Here is a 13,809-nt window from a genome sequence, read left to right on the forward strand (position 1 = left end):
GAAGTGACATGAAATGGATACATACGGCCGATTGGCATCTGGGCAAGATCGTCCACGGCCGCCATATGACAGAAGACCAACGGATCGTCTTGTTCGATTCGTTTTTAACCATCGTCGATGAGGAGAAACCGGACGCGATCGTCGTCGCGGGAGATTTATACGACCGCGCCGTGCCGCCGGTCGAGGCCGTCGATTTGCTCGACGAGATGTGGAAAGCGCTCGTCTTAGAACGGAACATTCCCGTCCTCGCCATCGCCGGCAATCACGATTCGGCAGAGCGCTTGCAGTACAGCTCGAAACTGTTGACGAAAGTCGGGCTCCATATCGTCGGAAAAGTTGAGCCGGATACGGGACCGCTCGAAGTCGGCGGTGTCCCGTTTTATTTGATGCCGTTCCTCGAGCCGGCGCGGATTCGTTACGCTTTTCATCACGACTCCATTCGTACGCATCACGATGCGCTCGCCGCGGTCGTCGACGCTTACGGCGACATCGATAAACGAGCGGTCGCCGTCGGCCATAGCTTTGTCGCGGGCGGGCTCGAGACCGATTCTGAGCGTCAACTGTCCGTCGGGACGGCCGGACAAGTCGCGAAAGGCTTGTACGCCCCGTTCGGCTATACGGCACTCGGTCATTTGCATAACCGGGACGCGATTCAAGATGACCGGATCGCGTACAGCGGTTCGCTCATGAAATACTCGTTCTCCGAGGCGAACCATGTCAAATCGGTCGATATCATCGAGTGGGACGGGACGTGGACGCGCCGGCGTCGCCCGCTCGAGGCGCGACGGGATCTTCGCATCTTGACCGGGACGTTAGACGAGCTGCTCGCCCCGTCATTCTATCAAGACGAGGCTGTGGAGGATTATTTGAAGATTGTGTTGACGGATGAGCGCGCCTTGTTCGACCCGATGGCGAAGCTGCGCACGGTTTATCCGAACATTCTCCATCTCGAGCTCGAACTGTTGCGCCGTCAGGACGAGACGTCACGCGTCGAACGGGAGAAGCTCGACCGTCGTTCGGTCGAGGACGTCTATCTCGACTTTTTCAAAGCTGTACATGGGAAAGACGCTGACGCACATGTCCGTGAACTGATCGAAGGGGGTGGTCTGAAATGAGACCTGTCAGCCTGACCATCACCGCATTCGGCCCTTACGCCGAGACGGAGACGATTGATTTCACGAAACTTGAAGGGCGTTCGATGTTCGTCATCAGCGGACGCACAGGTGCCGGCAAGACGACCATCTTTGACGCGATGACGTTCGCCCTATACGGCCGGGCGAGCGGGTCGCTTCGAAACGCGAGCGACTTTAGAAGTCAGTATGCGGAACCGGAGCGGAAGACCGAGATCGACTTCTCGTTCACGATTCGAGACGAGCGGTACCGCATCGTCCGTCAGCCGCAGCAACCGCATCCGAAGAACAAGACGCCGATCCCGCACGAGGCGGTGCTCTATGAATGGAACGACGCGTGGAAACCTGTCGCGACGAAAGTGAACGACGTCGAACAGACGATTGAGTCGCTCCTGCAGCTCAGTTATGAACAGTTCAGCCAAATCTTACTGCTTCCGCAAAATCAGTTCCGGCAACTGCTCGACTCGGATTCCGTCAAGAAACAACAGATTTTACAGTCGATCTTCAAGACGGAAGCGTATCGCGCGTTCCAAGAGGAATGGGTCGAACGACATGGGAAGTATCGAAAACAGGTCGAGTGGGCGATCGAGACGACGCGGTTAAAACTGTTAGAACTTGAAGACGAAGAGATCGAAACAGTTGCGATGCGGAACGTACCGGATATTATCACGTGGCTTGAGGATAGGGAAGAACGTCTGTTACAAACGAAAGACACGGTGCAGCTAGAGAAGCGGGCGGCTGAGATCCGACTCGAGGAAGCACGGACGCATTTGAATGAGGCAACGGTACTACTCACGTTAATGGAAGAGCGGGATACGTACCGTAATGCGCTCAACACGTTCTGTGACGCAGAAGAGGATCGCGTGAGACGACGTGCCTTGATTGAGCGGCTCGAGAAAGTCATGAACGTCCAACCGCACTATGAACGGTTCGAGACGCTTCGGCGCGATGCCGAGCGCATCAAAAAAGACCGCATCGAATCTCAAAAGCGTGACGAGACGTATGCGGCACAGCTTGAGACGTTACATGAACAATCCGACAAGATGATGGAGCTCCGCCAAGAAGCCGAACGGGCGAACAACCGATTGACTGACATCGCTGAATTGCTACCATATGTCGAGGAATGGCAACGCGCGACAGAAAAGCGGACAGCGTTGAAGCGACAGGTCGAGCAACTCGGTGTGTTCACGGACGAGGCTCGCTTAGTTGAGCTACGTGACCTGGAACAGAAGCTCGCGAAACAGCTTGAAGACAAGCCTGCGACTGAACAACTCGTCGAAGCGGAGCGGCGCTACAGTCAGCTCGAGTATCACAGCCACCTCGTTGAAAAATGCGAGCGTGTCGCCAGCGAGCTCGCCGCTTGTGAGCGGAACGGGAAAGACGTGCAGCGTCAACATACAGCCCAAACCACGCTTGTCGAGCGTTTCGTCGAAGCCGAGCATGCGCTCATGGCGGACACGCTCCGGGACCGGCTCAAGGCGGGCGATCCGTGCCCGGTTTGCGGTTCACGTAGCCATGAACCTGTCGAACGTTCTGGTGGAGGGGCGAACGTGACCGAGCATCAATTAGCGATCGAAACGCTCCGGCGGCTCGACACCGCGCTCCATGAGGCACGCGCCGACTATCGGGCGCTCAAGCGCCAACTCGATGAACTCGTCAATGAGCGCGACACCGCTTCCGAAGCGTTACAATTCCACGGTCCGGCGAGCGAGGCGCTCAAACATCAAGCGTCTCTCGTCCAAACACTCCGGGGCGATGTCGAAGAGCGTAAGCGCCTCGAGGCGACGTATCGGACGACCACGCAGGCGGTCAGGAAACTTGAGACCGCCAAGCGAGAGCAGGCGGAGAAGCGGCAATCCTTATTCGAAGCGTTGCAATCGATTCAAGAAACGTTACAGACGATGCGACAAGTGGACGGCATGACACGCACCACGTTGACGACTGAACGCGACCAGCTGACGTTACGACTCCAAGCCGTTACGCGTGAGGTCGCGGAGTATGAGCGTCGACTTGAAGAGGTCAATCGTCTGAAGTGGGGGGAAGCCGAACGATTCCGATTGCTCACGGAACAGCTCGAATTCGAGGAACGCCGGTTAAACGAAGCGCGGGCGCAACTCGACGAGGCACTTCAGAAAATCGAGTTGACAGAAGACGCATTCTTACAGGACCGGACGCTCGTCGACACGTTGCCCACGTTAAAAGAACGTCTCGCCAAAGAGCTCGAAGAGGCGGGGCGAATCGAACACGCCCTGCAAGCAGTGGAAGTGAAGATCGGGGCGCGGCCACGTCCTGAGGTCGAAGCGCTTAAAGAACGCGTCCGAGTGGCACAGGAGGAGAACGAGTCGCTCTCCGAACGTCTCGTCACCGCTGACGTCCACTTGAAACGTCACCGCCAGACGGTCCGCGAGTGGAATGCGCTTCGTGAACAAACGGATGCCGACGTCAGACGGCTTGAGACAATCAAGCTGATCGCCGATACGGGGCGCGGCGTGAACCCGCAGAAGCTGACGTTCGAGACGTACGTCCAGACGGCGTTCTTCGACCAAATCTTACATGCGGCCAATATCCATCTCGATCAAATGACGAGCGGACAGTTCCAACTTGAACGAAAAATCGAGACGGCAAAAGGAAATGCGAAGTCCGGCCTCGAATTATTAGTCTTTGACGCCTATACGGGCCAGTCGCGGCGTGTGCAAAACTTATCCGGCGGTGAAGGCTTTAAAGCTTCCTTGTCACTCGCCCTCGGCCTAGCTGAAGTCGTGCAGCAATTGAGCGGTGGCGTCAGCCTCGAGACGATGCTGATCGATGAAGGTTTCGGGACACTTGACGCCGAATCGCTCGACCAGGCGATCGAGTTGCTCATGTCGCTCCAATCGAGCGGTCGGCTCGTCGGGGTGATCAGCCACGTTCAAGAGTTGAAAGACCGCGTCGATGCCCGGATTGAAGTGAAGAAAACAAGGAGCGGGTCGACGATCCAGCTCGTCGTGGAGTGAGAGATGATGATGATGAGACATATGGAAACGAAATCGAGTTTAATCAGTCAGTTGCAAGCAGCCGGAATTCGACGAGGAGACGCGCTGTTCGTCCACACGTCCCTATCGAAGCTCGGTTGGGTATCGGGCGGAGCCCAGACAGTCATCGAAGCGTTGCAAGAGACCGTCGGACCGGAAGGGTTACTCATGATGGCGACCCAGACCGGGGACAACTCGGACCCTGCAGGCTGGGAGGCGCCGCCTGTGCCGGTCGAATGGTGGGAGACGATACGTGAGACGATGCCGCCCTACGACCCGGAAAAGACGGCGACGCGCGGAATGGGTCGTGTCCCCGAACTGTTCAGGTCGTACCCGAATGTGTATCGCAGCCAACACCCGATGTGGTCCGTCGCCGCTTGGGGAGACGACGCCGAGCAGGTCGTCTCCGGTCATACGCTCGAAGCGGGCTTTGGACCGGGCTCCCCGATTGAGAAGATGATTGAACGGAACGCAAAAATCCTTCATCTCGGTTCACCGCTCGATGCGACGACGCTCTGGCATTATGCCGAGTACGGGATTGACGGTCCGATGAAGCCGTTCGGTTGCGCGATGGTCGAGTCAGGGGAGCGGGTATGGAAGACGTTTGAACATGTCGACGTCAACAGTGACCCGTTCGGTCCGATCGGTGAGAATATCGTCAAACGAAAAGACGTCAAGACGTTCACGATTCACGAGGCGACGTGCTACGTCATACCGTCGGACACGTGGGAGCCCGTCCGACACGCGCTCGTCGCGTTGCGTAGCTGGCTATCTGACTAACAATGGAGAGGGGAAATCGGATGAACCGTTTTGTGAAGTATACAGGAATCGCGCTGGCCGTCATCGTGCTCGTCGCGTTCCTCGCTGTCGTGGGCATCTCGGCCCATATCGGCGACCAATTGACGTCACCCGTCCGTGAGACGTTGACGTTCACACCGAAAGCGCTCGACATCAAGTATGAGAACGTGACGATTCAAGCGGAGGATGGCAGCGACTTGTACGGCTGGTGGATCCCGCACCCGACACCACGGGCGACAATCGTGTTCGCCCACGGGTATGGAAAAAACCGCGAGCAGTCGGATTTGCCACTGAAAGAACTGATCCCGGAGTTCCATAAACAGGGCTACCAGTTCTTGACGTTTGATTTTCGGGCGTCAGGCATCTCGGAAGGCGACCGCGTCACGGTCGGGGCGAAAGAACAGTCCGACTTACAAGCGGCCATCGCCTTCGCGAGGGAGCGGACTGATGGACCGATCGTCTTATACGGCGTCTCGATGGGAGCGGCGACGGCGCTTGCGACGGCCGATGAGACAGCGGTCGCAGCCGTCATCGCCGACAGTCCGTTCAGTGACTTGCGTGCGTATCTCGAGACGAATTTGCCGGTGTGGAGCGATTTGCCGAACTTCCCGTTCACTCCGGTCATCATGACGGTGACGCCGTGGTTCACCGGACTTGATGCGGATCTTGTCAAACCGATTGACGACGTCGAAAACATCGATGCGCCGATTCTCTTGATTCATGGAAGAGGGGACGACGCCATCCCAGTGTCAGAGAGCGAACGGTTGGCCGAACGAAACGACCAAATCGAGTTATGGGTGACCGATAATGACGGTCATGTCGCCTCGCATAAAACGTTCCAAGCTGAATATCGGGAGCAACTGTTCGATTTTTTAGAGCGGGTGCTCTGAACGTGGAGTCTAGGGTAGCCTAGACTCTTTTCGTTCAGTCTGAAGTACCGTATAGGAATGGAAATCGATTGGAGTGATCAGATGGCGAAGATTCATCAAGCGGACGTGACGATTGAACTGTTCCCAAGAAAGTATTCAGAGAAAGGGGAAGACGTGTTCATCGCCTCCATGTTCACGATCGAGGTAGAACAGAGATTCATCTTCAATTTTTATGGATCATTGCTCCTCGAGTCAGAGTTTCAAGATTTATTGTCTGGTATGAGAGAATTGTTAGATGGCACGTCGGAGAAGTTTTTGCTCGATCCAATCGAACCATATTTCGTCTTAAGGATTGAACGGAAGGCGGACGATTTGTATAAATGGACGGTTTGGGCGAGGACCGGACCGAAGCGGGTGGATGCATTCTTCTTCCCGAGAGAGGCGGTGGAACGGTTTTATGGGCAGTTGGAGCAAGAGATGGCGGAAATCTTGCCGCCACCGTTCTTGCCGTAATTCACATCAGAGACGCAGATAGCGTCTCTTTTTGTTATGATTAGTAACGAGAAGGAAAGAAAGAAGGGACCAAAATGGACATCATGGCAATACTCTCGTTTCTACTGCTTGGAGCGCTCATCGGGATTTTGAGCGGATTCTTCGGCATCGGGGGCGGGATTTTACTCACGCCGCTCCTGCTCGTCTTCGGCTACGAGGCGAGTGCGGCCATCGCGCTCAGTCTCATGCTCACGCTCGGGTCGACGACGGCGGGGACGATCTCCCATATCAAATTAAAAAACGTCAATCCGAAACACGCCCTCTTGATCGGTGCGTTCGGGGTCGTCGGGACGTGGGTGGCGACACCGCTCGTGTTTTATCTCGAGACGCTCGACGGGGCGAAACCCGTCATCTCGCTCGCCTATATCGCACTGTTGACGTATTTCGCGATCTCGTTTTTCCGTTCCAAACAACACGTCGAAGGGAGTGTCGGCTCCGAATCGGTTCCGCGGATCGGATTCATCGGACTGTTCGGCGGATTCATCTCGTCACTTATGGGTGTCAGCGGTGGCTTCGTGTTGACGCCACTTCAAGTCAAGTTACTCAACACCGAGATGAAACGGGCCGTCGGGACGAGTATCACGGCAGCGCTATTGATCGTCTTGTCCGGTGTCGTCAGTTATGCGATTGCCGGGGCTGATACGAACTATTGGCACGGCCTTGCGCTCATCGCTGGCGCGATGATCGGCTCTCCGATTGGGGCGAAGCAATTGCAACGCTTCAGTTCGCAACTCGTGAAAAAAGCGCTCGGTGGCTTTTATGTCGCCGTCGCGCTCAGTGTGGCGTTGAACTTGCTCGGATTCAATGACATCTCGCTCGGGCTACTCGTCGTCCTCGCACTGACGTTCATCGTGGCGTTGTTCGTTCGTCCGAAAACAGCAGCTAAGTAGAAGAAAAACCCCGTCAACCGACGGGGTTTTATCGTCTAGAAATATGGTCGATGTTTTCTTGAATCTCGCCGACCTTACTCTTCGCTTCGCGCAATCGTCGTTCGAACGCCTCGGTGTCACGTTTTGGTCGCCGTTCTTCTTTACCTCGACGTTGTCCTTCACTCGAGCGATGGAGATGGGTCGCTTTCATCAACCGCTTTTTAAACGATGAATCGCTCATAAGGACACCCCCTTCCATACTTATATGTTCCACCGTCGAAAGCGCGTGAAACGCGTCGATGTACTCAAGACGCAAGCGAACGTTGTACCTGCTTGTTGGCCGTCACCTTGACTGCAAGGAATGCGGCGAGCAGCGCTTTTAACGTATCCCCGATGATGAACGGGATATTCACGGTCAAGGCGTCTAGGAACGACAACCCGAGCATCACTTGCAACCCGAGGCTACCGAGTAGGTAGACGAGCCCGAGGCCGAAGACGAGGTTGTACGTCACGAGCGCCGGGAAGGACCGGTGTTGCTCAGAGAAATAACCGATTAAATAGGCCGCAATCGGGAACGATAGTAAATAGCCGACCGTCGGACCGACGAACGGGGCGAGGCCGCCTGAGCCGCTCAACACCGGAAGGCCAATCATGCCGAGCAACAAATAGACGATGACGGCGAGGGATCCCTTCTTCGCACCGAGGATCGAGGCGACGGTCATGATGCCGAGCATTTGGAGCGTGATGGGCACTGGACCGATCGGGATGGCAATGGAACCGATGCTCGCGAGCAGCGCCGCCCCGATGGCGATTTGCGTGATATCTTTGATTTTCATATGTAAACCCCTTTTCTGTTAACGTTGACTAAAACTAGGTTAACATTATTTGAGGAAATGAACAAGCAAAAAATGAAGACCAGGTCATAAATGACGTGGTCTTCATCGATTAGGCGTGCGTCGGTAATTTTTGTTTCGCCTCGTCTAGCTGCGTTCGAACCGCATCGAAGCCGGTTCCGCCGTAGCTGTTTCGGCGTGCGACGGCCGTCACAGGGGACAATGCGTCATATAAGTCCTCGGTGATCAACGCGCTATGGGCTTGATACGTCTCGAGCGGAAGCTCTGACAAGTAGAGACGCTCTTCAATGCAGTGACGGACGAGCGTGCCTGTCACTTCGTGCGCTTCCCGGAACGGCATCCCTTTCGCCGACAAATAATCAGCGAGCTCGGTCGCGTTCGAGAAGTCGCGCTCGGTCGCTCGTTTCATCGTATCCGCGTGGAACGTCATGTCTTGAATCATCCCGGCCATGATGCTGAGGCTGCCTTGGACCGTCTTGACGGTATCGAACATGCCTTCTTTGTCTTCTTGCAAGTCTTTGTTGTAGGCGAGAGGAAGACCTTTCATAATCGTCAACAGCCCGATTAAATTCCCAACGACCCGACCAGATTTACCACGAACGAGTTCGGCCATGTCCGGGTTCTTCTTCTGCGGCATCATGCTCGAACCGGTCGAGAACACGTCTGAGATCGTGATGAATTTAAACTCTTCACTGCTCCATAAAATCAACTCTTCGCAAAAGCGTGACAAGTGCATCATGAGGAGCGAGGCGTTCGACAAATATTCCAAGATGAAATCACGGTCGCTCACGGCGTCGAGGCTGTTCGGATAGACACGGCTAAAGCCGAGCAGTTCGGCTGAACGATGGCGATCGATGGGGAACGTCGTCCCGGCGAGCGCACCGGCCCCGAGCGGACTCATGTCGATTCGTTTCAAACTGTCAAGAAAGCGCTCCTTGTCGCGCTCGAGCATCCAAAAATATGCGAGCAAGTGGTGCGCGAGGGAGACCGGTTGGGCCCGTTGCAAATGCGTATAGCCGGGCATGACCGTCTCGATGTTTTGTGAGGCGTGAGAGACGAGGGTTTGTTGCACCGACTCGATGCCCGCAATCGTCTCGATGACGCGGTTCTTCAAATAAAGATGCATGTCGGTCGCGACTTGGTCGTTTCGACTCCGGGCCGTATGCATCTTACCGGCGACGGGACCGATCTCTTCATGAAGCAGCGCCTCAAGGTTCATATGGATGTCTTCATGGAAAACCTTGAACGTCAACGCGTCCTGTTTCGCCTTTTTTGCGAGCGTATGGAGACCACCGACGATTTGATCGACTTCAGCCGAAGTCAAAATCCCTTGCTCCCCGAGCATCGTCACGTGGGCGATGCTCCCTTCGATGTCTTCGAGCACGAGCGCTTGGTCGAAGTGAATCGATGCCCCGAACTCGTCGACCCATTCGCTAGCCGTCTGTTCGAACCGACCGCCCCATAGTTTACTCATGCACCATCGTTCCTTTCTCAGCGAGCACTTCCGCTTGTACTTTCGTCGGCAGTCCCCATAACTTGATGAAGCCGACGGCAGCCTGTTGGTCGAACGTGTCGGCCGACGTGTAGGTCGCGAGTTTTTCGTCGTAAAGCGAGATTGGTGACTTCCGTCCATCGACGATCGCTTGCCCTTTGAAGAGCTTCATCCGTACCGTTCCGGTCACCGTCTGTTGCGTCTCGTCGATGAAGGCGAGGAGCGCCTTCGTGAGCGGCGAGAACCAAAGGCCGTTGTAAATCGTCTCGGTCAATTTCTGCTCGACAATCGGTTTGAAATGGGCAACTTCACGGACGAGCGTCAACGCCTCGAGTGCTTGGTGGGCGGTGATGAGCGTCATCGCACCAGGTGCCTCATATACTTCCCGTGACTTGATCCCGACGACACGGTTCTCGATGTGGTCAATCTTCCCGATACCGTGGGCACCGGCGACGATGTTCAACTCTTCTAGAATCGATGTGAACGAGGCCGATTTGCCGTCGATGGCGACCGGGACCCCTTGCTTGAATTCGATTTCGACGAGTGTCGGTTCGTTCGGCGTGTCTTCAAGTTGAGCCGTCAGTTCGTATGCGCTCGCCGGAGGAGCCGCCCAAGGGTCTTCGAGGATGCCGCACTCGACGGCACGTCCCCAAATGTTTTGGTCAATCGAGAACGGTTCTTCTTGCACGATCGGAATCGGGATACCGTGCTCTGCCGCATAGGCAATCTCTTCTTCACGTGACCATTTCCACTCCCGGACCGGAGCCATGATTTCAAGTGATGGGTCGAGCGCGTGGATTGAGACCTCGAACCGGACTTGGTCGTTCCCTTTCCCGGTGCAGCCGTGTGCGACGGCGACCGCACCTTCCGCTTGTGCCACCTCGACCAATTTTTTCGAGATGAGCGGGCGCGATAGGGCGGAGACGAGCGGGTAGACGCCCTCATACATCGTGTGGGCTTGCATCGAGTACCGAGCGAAGTCGTTCACGAATTCATCGACCGCGTCGATGACGACTGATTTGACCGCACCGACCTTTAGTGCTTTCTGTTGAATTTGATCCAAGTTTTTTCCTTCGCCGACGTTCAAGCAACAGGCGATGACATCATAACCTTGTTCATCTAACCATTTGATTGCGACCGATGTATCCAAACCACCAGAGTATGCGAGCACGAGTTTTTGTTTCATCATCTATACACCCCTTATACATAATTATTCATCTGTATTTATAAATATACGACTTACTTTAACGGATGCTCTCATGGAAAGCAACCCTTTTTCAACAAAAAAAGAATCACTTTGAAAAGTGACTCTTCTTTCATTGCATAATTTCAAGTTCAGGCATCCATTGCGAGACATGTTCACTCGTCGGTGTGAACAGTTCCGGCTTCGCCTGCTGTAGCGGCACGACTTCAAAATAGCCCGCGCTCGAGCGACGGGTGAACGTCGGATAAAACACCGGGTTGGCGAGTTCGAACGTCGTCTCGTCTTCGAGCGTCGTCTTGACGACTTCGATCCCGACGATGCCACCGGTATTCCGCTCATCGCCTTGTTGACCCGATAAGAAGTTACCGAGCGAGTAGGCGACGAACGTCCGATTGCCGTTCGCCCCGTCCACCCAGGCGACCGGTTGCAATACGTGCGGGTGGTGGCCGATGATGATGTCGACGCCGAGGTCGGCCAACTCTTGGACGAGCGTTTCTTGCGACGCGTTCGGGAGCGGCTCGTATTCGTTACCGAAATGGAGTGAGACGACGGTCAGGTCGGCCGCGTCTTCCGCTTTCTCGACGTCTCTGCGAATCAAGTCCAAATCGATGTAGTTGACATGATACGGCTGTTTCGGCACGACGCCGTTCGTCCCGTACGTATAGGCGAGGAAGGCGAACGAGATATCGTTCTCCGTCAGCGTCCGAATGTTCGCTTTGTCTTCTTCTGAGATGAATGAACCGGTATACGGCATCCCGATTGCGTTCCAATGGTCAATCGAGTTCTCGATCGCCCTCACGCCGCGGTCAAGCGTATGATTATTCGCCGTCGTGACGAGGTCGATCCCGGCTTGTTGTAACGCGTCTCCAATCTCGTACGGGCTGTTGAACGCCGGATAGCTCGACAGGCCGATCTCACTGCCCCCAATCATACTCTCTTGGTTGGCGATAGCGATATCCGCGCCTTGTAGAATCGGGGCGATGGCCTGAAGACCAGGGTTGAAGTCGAACCCATCATCGGTCGCGGCGGCGTTATACACCGAGTCATGTAACAAAATATCGCCAATAGCGTAGACGGAGGCGGTCGTAATGACCGGCTCCGGTTCGACCGGTGCAACGGGTTCTGGCGGTTGTTCGGTCTCGACTGGCGGCGTCTCGGCCTGGTCCCCGACGCTTGGTTCGACCTCGGCGGTGGCACAGCCGGCTAATAGAAGGATCGATAATGGAACGACGAGCCTCAAAGAAATAGGGGTCCGTTTCAACTGACAAGTCACGTCCTTTCGATAGGTTACACGAAGTGCAATCATTTATTTCTTCTTTTCGACGAGACTGTCATGAATTCCTCGTCACGACGTAAAAAAATGTACCAGGCGAAAAGCACCTGGTACATCGCGTCATACTCGTTCTCGTTTTAAAATATGTTCCATTTCCTCGAATTCGTTCGTGATCGTCTGACTCGGCGGTGGCGTCATCAGGCTGACGACGTAAATCGCGAGCGCCGACAAGAAGAACGCCGGAATCATTTCGTATAGCTCACCGATGGTCCCGAACCAACCGGCGGCGAAATTCTTCCAGACGATGACGATGATGGCGCCGGTCAACATACCGGCGAGAGCACCTTGACGCGTCGTCCGTTTCCAGAACAAACTGAACAAGATGAGCGGACCGAACGAGGAGCCAAAGCCGGCCCACGCGTATCCGACGAGGTTGAGAATCGTATCGTCTGCACCGAGGGCGAGCCAAATCGAGACGGCCGAGACGAGGATGACCGTGATGCGTCCGACCATGACGAGCTCGCGATCACCGGCACCTTTACGGAAAAACTTTTGATAGAAGTCCGTCGTCGCGGCACTCGATGACACGAGGAGCTGTGACGAGATGGTCGACATGATGGCCGCAAGGAGGGCCGCTAAGAGCACACCGGTAATCAAGTCGACGAACAATAAGTCAGACAAGTTAATGAAGATGTTCTCCGGGTTGTCGATGTCTAACCCTTGTTGCGTGTAGTAGGCGAGTCCGAACAATCCGGTCGCCATCGCCCCGACGACGGTGAACACCATCCAAGAGATACCGATGCGGCGTGCCGTTTTAATATCTTTCAACTTTTCAATCGCCATGAAGCGGACGATGATGTGCGGCTGCCCGAAGTAGCCGAGACCCCATGCGAACAATGAGACGATTCCGATCAACGATTGCCCTGTCAATGGATCGAGGAGTGCCGGATCGATGTCGCCGATCGTTTGGAACGCGTTCGAGACGCCGTCCGTTGCCGTGATGGCGATCGCCGGAACGAAGATGAGGGCGAACAACATGATGAGTCCTTGGACAAAGTCGGTCCAACTGACGGCCAAAAAGCCGCCGATGAACGTATAAATGATAATGATGGAAGCCAAAATCAAGACGCCCGTGACGAACTCGATGCCAAACACGGCGTTGAACAACCGTCCGCCGGCGACGAACCCGCTCGTCGCATACAGCGTGAAGAAGATTAGTGTGACCGCGGCCGAGAACGTACGGAGCGTTCCTCGTGTATCTTTGAACCGTTTTTCAAAGTAGTCTGGAATCGTAATCGCATCTTCAGACAAATACGAATACGTCCGCAGACGCGGGGCGACGAGCAGCCAGTTCAAGTATGCACCAATCGTCAACCCGATGACGATCCATCCACTTGAAAGTCCTGTCGCGAACATCGCACCCGGGAGGCCCATTAAGAGCCAGCCGCTCATATCCGAGGCGCCGGCCGATAAAGCTGCCACACCCGGACCGAGCGCCCGCCCGCCGAGCATGTAATCACCGATACTGCTCGTCCGGCGATAGGCGACGATGCCGAGAAGCACCATGAGCGCCATGTAAATCGTGATTGAAATCAAAATACCGTTCATTCTCTTTCCCCCTACCGTTCATGAGTTGAAAACGCTTACAAACTATATATATCATGTCTTGACAAAATTTTGTCACAAAAATGAATAGGTTGCACGTCTTACTTTCATGATTGACCAAGATGAATTATAAAATTAAGTGCAACACCCAA

The 13,809-nt window shown here is 55.0% G+C and carries 12 protein-coding genes; 6 read left to right on the forward strand and 6 right to left on the reverse strand.

Annotated features, from left to right (window positions below):
• The first annotated feature begins 8 nt into the window (after window positions 1-8).
• The 6 genes from RT52_RS15415 (at window position 9) to RT52_RS15440 (ending at window position 7,250) form a co-directional block, all read left to right on the forward strand.
• Window positions 9-1,115: an exonuclease SbcCD subunit D gene (locus RT52_RS15415; protein WP_034818264.1), complete on the forward strand. Its 1,107-nt coding sequence runs from the start codon at window positions 9-11 to the stop codon at window positions 1,113-1,115.
• On the forward strand, window positions 1,112-4,123 hold the full coding sequence (locus tag RT52_RS15420; protein WP_034818266.1) for an AAA family ATPase: 3,012 nt from the start codon (window positions 1,112-1,114) through the stop codon (window positions 4,121-4,123). The genes RT52_RS15415 and RT52_RS15420 overlap by 4 nt, the downstream gene beginning before the upstream one ends.
• 6 nt (window positions 4,124-4,129) lie before the next feature.
• Window positions 4,130-4,921: an AAC(3) family N-acetyltransferase gene (locus RT52_RS15425; protein WP_051690387.1), complete on the forward strand. Its 792-nt coding sequence runs from the start codon at window positions 4,130-4,132 to the stop codon at window positions 4,919-4,921.
• A gap of 20 nt (window positions 4,922-4,941) precedes the next feature.
• Complete coding sequence (locus RT52_RS15430) at window positions 4,942-5,829, forward strand: alpha/beta hydrolase (protein ID WP_034818268.1); 888 nt, start codon at window positions 4,942-4,944, stop codon at window positions 5,827-5,829.
• A gap of 81 nt (window positions 5,830-5,910) precedes the next feature.
• A complete protein-coding gene (locus RT52_RS15435) occupies window positions 5,911-6,321 on the forward strand; it encodes a WapI family immunity protein (RefSeq protein ID WP_034818271.1) in 411 nt (136 codons plus the stop codon).
• Between the two features lie 74 nt (window positions 6,322-6,395).
• A complete protein-coding gene (locus RT52_RS15440) occupies window positions 6,396-7,250 on the forward strand; it encodes a sulfite exporter TauE/SafE family protein (RefSeq protein WP_338042394.1) in 855 nt (284 codons plus the stop codon).
• Window positions 7,251-7,278: 28 nt separating this feature from the next.
• Here RT52_RS15440 and RT52_RS15445 read toward each other — a convergent pair whose 3' ends face one another.
• From RT52_RS15445 to putP, 6 genes are all read right to left on the reverse strand, one after another.
• Window positions 7,279-7,470: a hypothetical protein gene (locus tag RT52_RS15445; RefSeq protein ID WP_034808114.1), complete on the reverse strand. Its 192-nt coding sequence runs from the start codon at window positions 7,468-7,470 to the stop codon at window positions 7,279-7,281.
• A 64-nt stretch (window positions 7,471-7,534) separates the two neighbouring features.
• A complete protein-coding gene (locus tag RT52_RS15450; protein ID WP_034818272.1) occupies window positions 7,535-8,065 on the reverse strand; it encodes a biotin transporter BioY in 531 nt (176 codons plus the stop codon).
• A gap of 109 nt (window positions 8,066-8,174) precedes the next feature.
• The gene (gene argH, locus RT52_RS15455; RefSeq protein ID WP_034818274.1) at window positions 8,175-9,557 is read right to left on the reverse strand and encodes an argininosuccinate lyase; all 1,383 of its coding nucleotides are present in this window, start codon (window positions 9,555-9,557) and stop codon (window positions 8,175-8,177) included.
• Complete coding sequence (locus RT52_RS15460; RefSeq protein ID WP_034818276.1) at window positions 9,550-10,764, reverse strand: argininosuccinate synthase; 1,215 nt, start codon at window positions 10,762-10,764, stop codon at window positions 9,550-9,552. The genes argH and RT52_RS15460 overlap by 8 nt, the downstream gene beginning before the upstream one ends.
• 127 nt (window positions 10,765-10,891) lie before the next feature.
• Window positions 10,892-12,085 carry a CapA family protein gene (locus RT52_RS15465; protein WP_081852739.1) on the reverse strand — a complete coding sequence of 398 codons (1,194 nt, stop codon included), beginning with the start codon at window positions 12,083-12,085 and terminating at the stop codon, window positions 10,892-10,894.
• 87 nt (window positions 12,086-12,172) lie between these two features.
• Window positions 12,173-13,660: a sodium/proline symporter PutP gene (putP, locus tag RT52_RS15470; RefSeq protein ID WP_034818278.1), complete on the reverse strand. Its 1,488-nt coding sequence runs from the start codon at window positions 13,658-13,660 to the stop codon at window positions 12,173-12,175.
• Window positions 13,661-13,809: the final 149 nt, after the last annotated feature.

The sequence above is a fragment of the Exiguobacterium alkaliphilum 12/1 genome (genome assembly GCF_000714435.1).
GTDB classification, from domain to species: Bacteria; Bacillota; Bacilli; order Exiguobacteriales; family Exiguobacteriaceae; genus Exiguobacterium; species Exiguobacterium alkaliphilum.

Coding starts and splice junctions, on each gene's coding strand:
- RT52_RS15415 (WP_034818264.1), top strand. CDS start 9: ATGAAATGGATACATACGGCCGATTGGCATCTGGGCAAGATCGTCCAC.
- RT52_RS15420 (WP_034818266.1), top strand. CDS start 1,112: ATGAGACCTGTCAGCCTGACCATCACCGCATTCGGCCCTTACGCCGAG.
- RT52_RS15425 (WP_051690387.1), top strand. CDS start 4,130: ATGATGATGAGACATATGGAAACGAAATCGAGTTTAATCAGTCAGTTG.
- RT52_RS15430 (WP_034818268.1), top strand. CDS start 4,942: ATGAACCGTTTTGTGAAGTATACAGGAATCGCGCTGGCCGTCATCGTG.
- RT52_RS15435 (WP_034818271.1), top strand. CDS start 5,911: ATGGCGAAGATTCATCAAGCGGACGTGACGATTGAACTGTTCCCAAGA.
- RT52_RS15440 (WP_338042394.1), top strand. CDS start 6,396: ATGGACATCATGGCAATACTCTCGTTTCTACTGCTTGGAGCGCTCATC.
- RT52_RS15445 (WP_034808114.1), bottom strand. CDS start 7,470: ATGAGCGATTCATCGTTTAAAAAGCGGTTGATGAAAGCGACCCATCTC.
- RT52_RS15450 (WP_034818272.1), bottom strand. CDS start 8,065: ATGAAAATCAAAGATATCACGCAAATCGCCATCGGGGCGGCGCTGCTC.
- argH (WP_034818274.1), bottom strand. CDS start 9,557: ATGAGTAAACTATGGGGCGGTCGGTTCGAACAGACGGCTAGCGAATGG.
- RT52_RS15460 (WP_034818276.1), bottom strand. CDS start 10,764: ATGATGAAACAAAAACTCGTGCTCGCATACTCTGGTGGTTTGGATACA.
- RT52_RS15465 (WP_081852739.1), bottom strand. CDS start 12,085: ATGATTGCACTTCGTGTAACCTATCGAAAGGACGTGACTTGTCAGTTG.
- putP (WP_034818278.1), bottom strand. CDS start 13,660: ATGAACGGTATTTTGATTTCAATCACGATTTACATGGCGCTCATGGTG.